This window comes from Pseudoalteromonas sp. PS5 (assembly GCF_004103255.1).
Lineage (GTDB): Bacteria > Pseudomonadota > Gammaproteobacteria > Enterobacterales > Alteromonadaceae > Pseudoalteromonas > Pseudoalteromonas peptidolytica.
Genome location: NZ_RCSQ01000244.1, coordinates 1 through 5,597 on the forward strand (window position 1 = coordinate 1; position 5,597 = coordinate 5,597).

Here is a 5,597-nt window from a genome sequence, read left to right on the forward strand (position 1 = left end):
CTGAAACCGCTGAAGAAGTGACACCGCAAGCAAAAGCAGCGCCTGAAACCGCTGAAGAAGTGGCACCGCAAACTGAAGCTGCAGCGCCTGAAACCGCTCAGGAAGTTACACCGCAAGCAGAAGCAGCGCCTGAAACCGCTGAGGAAGTTGCACCGCAAACTGAAGCTGCAGCGCCTGAAACCGCTCAGGAAGTTACACCGCAAGCAGAAGCAGCGCCTGAAACCGCTGAGGAAGTTGCACCGCAGGTGGAAGCAGCATCTGAAACGGTTGAAGAAGTTGCACCACAAGCAGAAATAGCATCTGAAACGGTTAAAGAAACCCCACCGCATAATGCGAATGGTGATACGACCTATAGCCGTATTCGCTTTAACCAAACCGCCGCAGCGCCAATGACCAAGGCTCAAGGTGTGAATGACGACGTCATTGCACAGATACCACCGGCAATGCCACATGAGCTTCGTGAAGTAGTTGCAAATAGTGGCCTAGGTGTTGGCTCCAAGTCACCGATGGGTAAAGCGAGTGCCGAAATGGCCTCGCCAGCTCAGGTTGATTAAGTAAAAAATAAAAAAGCCAGTCTATGTAGACTGGCTTTTTTGTATCTAATACCAATTATCTTAATTAAGTGATCTATTTTGAGGCGAGAAGGCAAAAATTTTTATTTAGTTGTTCTGAATAAGAAGTTTTTAACGCAGTTAGTGTCAGGTTTACTCCTTCAAATTGAGTTCGTATTAAGACTGATTGGTATAATGCTACTGAACATGGAAATGGTAGTACCAGTCCTTCATAGCACTGCATATCATTTATCAGTAGAATGCCGTCAATTCTTTGATCGTTATAGTCAAAAGTATGATCACATTTAAGAGATTTAAACACGCATCTTTCAAAGGTGACCTATTCGGTGGTGTTACCACCGCTATTATATCTTTACCCCTGGCACTTGCCTTTGGGGTAGCCTCCGGTGCTGGTGCAGAAGCCGGCATGTGGGGCGCTATTCTTGTTGGGTTATTTGCCGCATTATTTGGAGGCTCAACTTCACTAATTTCTGAGCCTACCGGTCCTATGACCGTCATTATGACAGCGGTACTGACCGCGATGATGAGCAAGTACCCAGAAAATGGCCTTGCGATGGGCTTCACTGTGGTGATGATGGCCGGTGCCTTCCAAGTACTACTTGGCACACTAAAGCTAGGTAAATACGTTACGCTAATGCCATACAGTGTGATCTCAGGTTTCATGTCTGGGATTGGCGTTATTCTCATTATCCTCCAACTCGCCCCGTTACTTGGCCACCAAGCTCCGGCAGGTGGCGTAATCGGCACCTTATCAAATATCCCAAATTTATTGATGGATCTGCATTTCTCTGAGCTATTTTTGGGTGTCATTACTCTGGCTATTTTATTCAAAATGCCAAGCAAGTGGCGACAGTATGTCCCAGCTCAATTGGTTGCCCTAGTAGCGGTAACACTGCTCTCTGTCATTATCTTTGATACCGATAGTATCCGCCGGATTGGTGAAATACCAAATGGGCTACCTAGCCTTGTATTTCCTGTTTTAACACCTGAATTATTCGTTGAGATGCTTATCGATGCGCTGGTGCTTGGCACCTTAGGCTGTATTGACACTCTGCTTACGGCTGTGATTGCCGATAGTTTGACAAGAACAGAACATGACTCAGATAAAGAACTGAGAGGCCAAGGTATAGCTAACATTATTGCCGGTTTATTTGGCGCACTTCCTGGTGCAGGCGCAACAATGGGAACCGTCGTTAATATTCAGGTTGGGGCTCGCTCTCCAATAGCAGGCATATTTCGAGCGCTCATTTTAATGGCCGTGGTATTTATCGCAGGCGGGTTAACAGAGCCTATCCCGATGGCTGTACTTGCGGGTATTGCTGTGTATGTTGGCTTTAACATTCTTGATTGGAGCTTTATACAGCGCGCTCATAAGCTGAGTATGAGTCAAATGGCAATTATGTATGGTGTAATGCTACTGACTGTGTTTGTAGACCTTATCGTTGCTGTAGGGCTTGGTGTTTTTATTTCTAACGTTATGGTAATTGAGCGCTTGAGTCGCGTGCAGGCAAACCACGTGAAAGCAATAAGCGATAGTGATAGTGATGAAGACGTACCTCTGACGAAAAAAGAAAGTGAGTTATTGGATCAAGCCAACGGAAAACTATTGTTCTTTTATCTATCTGGACCAATGATTTTCAGTGTTTCAAAAGCAATCGCAAGACAACACCGTAAAATAAGTGAGTACAATGCAATGGTGTTAGATTTAAGCGACGTTGCTATGATAGATGTCACCGTCGGCTTGGCTATTGAGAATGCGATTACAGACGCATTAGACGCACAGTGCCGAGTCTTTATTTACTCTCCAAACACCGAAACTACTGACAAGCTAAAACGTTTGAATATTCATGAGCGTTTAGGGGACAGTGCGTTTTGTGCTAGCCGCGAAATCGCATTGAGCCAAGCGATAGAAACAATGGCTACGGCTGACTAAAGCATTCGCTTAGATGGTCTAATAACAAACGTAAACTAGTTGCTACAAATTGTCTGGGCGGATATAACGCCCAGACTCCCTCTTCCTCGGGCTTAAAATTGGTCAAGACTTCTGTCAACTCGCCTTTATCGAGCGCTGGTTTAACGTAATAGTGTGGTAGTTGCACTAAACCCAACCCCTGCTTTGCAGCTTCCACCAGTCCCCAGCCACTATTACAACGAAGCGAACCACCGACTTTAATCTGCCTAGTCCTGCCATGCTCAACAAAACGCCACTCACTACTATTGCCAATTAAGCAGTTGTGATCCAAAAGCTCATCCAAGGTGTGCGGCTGACCCCGTTGATTCAAATAGCTGTTTGCACCACACACCATGGTACTACGTGTCGTTAAGCGTTTTGCTCTTAGCGAAGAATCCTGTAATTTCCCAAGTCGGATCGCCAAATCAAATCCCTTATCAAGTAAGTCGACTTGGTTATTGGTAAGGTGCATTTCTACTTCCACTTTGGGATATAAACGCATAAATTCAACTACTGCTGGCATAACATAAGACTCACCATACATAACTGGTGCAGTGAGCTTTAACTTTCCCGTCGGCTGTCTGTCACGCTGTCTTATCGCCGCTGTCGCATCATCTAATCCATGCTGTAAATGTTTTGCATGAGATAGAAAAACCTCTCCTTCTTGGGTCAAGGCAAGCTTTCTTGTGGTACGCATTAATAGCTGTACGTTTAATCTTTGCTCAAGCATTTTTACGCGACGACTCACCTGCGCGACTGACGTATTCAGCTGTATTGCCGCTGCACTGAATGAGCCATAACTTGCTACGGCAACAAATTCATCAATACCAACCCACCTATCCATTATTACACTCACGTAAAAGTCTTTATTATTTTTATAGATTATCAAAAATTATAAAGCCGTTATACTTTTCATCATGTTTTAAAGAAAGGAAAACACTATGTCTGAATTTATTAAATCTAAAGCCGCTATAGCGTGGGGCCCGAGCCAACCTCTTAGCATTGAAGAAGTGGATGTAATGCCACCGAAAAAAAGCGAAGTCTTAGTAAAAATCACTGCAACGGGCGTATGTCATACCGATGCTTTCACTTTGTCTGGCGACGATCCAGAAGGCGTATTCCCAGCCATCTTAGGTCATGAAGGCGCAGGTATCGTTGAGGCGGTTGGTGAAGGCGTTACCAGCGTTGCCGTTGGCGACCACGTGATCCCATTGTACACACCAGAGTGTGGCGAATGTAAGTTCTGTAAATCTGGTAAAACGAACCTTTGTCAGCAGATCCGTGAAACCCAAGGTAAAGGCTTAATGCCAGATGGCACAACTCGCTTTTATAAAGACGGTAAACCCATTTACCATTACATGGGCACATCAACCTTTTCTGAGTACACGGTATTACCAGAGATCTCTTTGGCTAAAGTAAATAAGGAAGCGCCTCTTGAAGAGATCTGCTTGCTTGGCTGTGGTGTTACTACGGGAATGGGTGCAGTAATGAATACTGCTAAAGTGCAAAAAGGCGATACCGTCGCTATTTTTGGCCTTGGTGGTATCGGCTTATCCGCTATCATTGGCGCAACGATGGCTGGTGCGAGTCGTATTATTGGCGTTGATATCAATGAAGACAAATTCGAGCTTGCGAAAAAACTTGGTGCTACCGATCTTATCAACCCTAAGAATTTTGATAAGCCAATCCAAGAAGTTATCGTTGAAATGACGGATGGCGGAGTAGATTTCTCATTTGAATGTATCGGTAATGTCGATGTCATGAGAAGTGCACTTGAGTGCTGCCACAAAGGCTGGGGTGAGTCTGTGATCATCGGCGTTGCTGGTGCAGGACAAGAAATATCGACACGTCCTTTCCAACTAGTCACAGGCAGAGTATGGCGTGGTAGCGCTTTTGGTGGTGTAAAAGGCCGCTCGGAGCTTCCTGAGATTGTCGAGCGCTACATGGACGGTGAGTTCAAGCTCAATGACTTTATCACTCACACTATGAAGCTTGAAGACATAAACGAAGCCTTTGATTTAATGCACGAAGGCAAGAGTATCCGGTCAGTGATCCACTACTAACAATATTTTTCAAGGGCGCGTTCGCGCCCTATCTCGCTTCATAAAGGAGAATTCGATGGAACTGATTTCCAGCAACAAAGTGTCAAACGGCTGGCACAAACGCTATAAGCACTCGAGTCAAACAACCCAGTGCGATATGACGTTCGCTATTTTTTTACCTGAAACTGTCAATGAAGGGAAAAAAGTGCCTGTGTTATATTGGCTTTCAGGGTTAACCTGCAGCGATGAAAACTTCATGCAAAAAGCAGGTGCTTTTAAAAAAGCCAACGAACTAGGTATTGCCATAGTAGCACCGGATACCAGCCCACGTGGAGAAGATGTGGCTGACGATGAAAATGCTAGTTACGATTTTGGCCTCGGTGCCGGCTTTTATGTCAATGCCACACAAGCACCATACAATAAGCACTATCAGATGTATGATTATGTGACACAAGAACTACCAGAGCTTATCGAAGCGCACTTCCCTGTCAACAATCAAAAAGCCATTAGTGGTCATTCAATGGGTGGTCATGGCGCCCTTGTCATTGGACTCAGAAATCCAGATATGTATACCAGCATTTCAGCGTTCAGCCCTATCGTTAACCCGAGTAACTGCCCTTGGGGGGAAAAAGCCTTTTCAGGTTATTTGGGGGACGAGCCCCAGCACTGGCAGCAGTATGATGCCACGGTATTAATGACGAATTACGACCAGCCAGTAAGAAGACCGATATTGATAGAGCAAGGCACTGAGGATCAGTTTTTAGAAGCGCAGCTAAAACCTTGGTTATTTAAAGAGGCAGCTGAAAACGCCAGTTACCCTATCACACTGAACACTCATGACGGCTATGATCATAGTTACTTTTTCATCTCAAGTTTTATTGATGAGCACCTAGCCTTTCATCACCGTCACTTTGTAAACCGTGACTAGACTATGTTTTGTAGTGGCTGAACTCTTGAATAATAAGAAAGCCTGGTAGATAGCTAATAATATGATTTGTTATACCAATTTTCTTAATTAACCCCAGCTCGGGA

General features: G+C 44.8%; 4 protein-coding genes and 1 pseudogene. 4 read left to right on the forward strand and 1 reads right to left on the reverse strand.

Annotated elements, in window-relative coordinates; genetic code table 11:
- Both D9603_RS21760 and D9603_RS21340 read left to right on the forward strand, forming a co-directional pair.
- A pseudogene (locus tag D9603_RS21760) lies at positions 1-554 on the forward strand (ribonuclease E); the annotation flags it as partial.
- A gap of 292 nt (positions 555-846) precedes the next feature.
- Positions 847-2,505: a SulP family inorganic anion transporter gene (locus tag D9603_RS21340; protein ID WP_128732839.1), complete on the forward strand. Its 1,659-nt coding sequence runs from the start codon at positions 847-849 to the stop codon at positions 2,503-2,505.
- Here the strand turns inward: D9603_RS21340 and D9603_RS21345 are convergent.
- Positions 2,492-3,367, reverse strand: a complete 876-nt coding sequence (locus D9603_RS21345) for a LysR substrate-binding domain-containing protein (RefSeq protein WP_125253877.1) — start codon at positions 3,365-3,367, stop codon at positions 2,492-2,494. The genes D9603_RS21340 and D9603_RS21345 overlap by 14 nt on opposite strands.
- Before the next feature lie 97 nt (positions 3,368-3,464).
- Here D9603_RS21345 and D9603_RS21350 point away from each other — a divergent pair, with 97 nt between their 5' ends.
- Both D9603_RS21350 and fghA read left to right on the forward strand, forming a co-directional pair.
- Positions 3,465-4,586, forward strand: a complete 1,122-nt coding sequence (locus tag D9603_RS21350) for an S-(hydroxymethyl)glutathione dehydrogenase/class III alcohol dehydrogenase (RefSeq protein ID WP_128732840.1) — start codon at positions 3,465-3,467, stop codon at positions 4,584-4,586.
- A gap of 55 nt (positions 4,587-4,641) precedes the next feature.
- Positions 4,642-5,493 carry an S-formylglutathione hydrolase gene (gene fghA / locus D9603_RS21355; RefSeq protein WP_128732841.1) on the forward strand — a complete coding sequence of 284 codons (852 nt, stop codon included), beginning with the start codon at positions 4,642-4,644 and terminating at the stop codon, positions 5,491-5,493.
- Positions 5,494-5,597 lie beyond the last annotated feature (104 nt).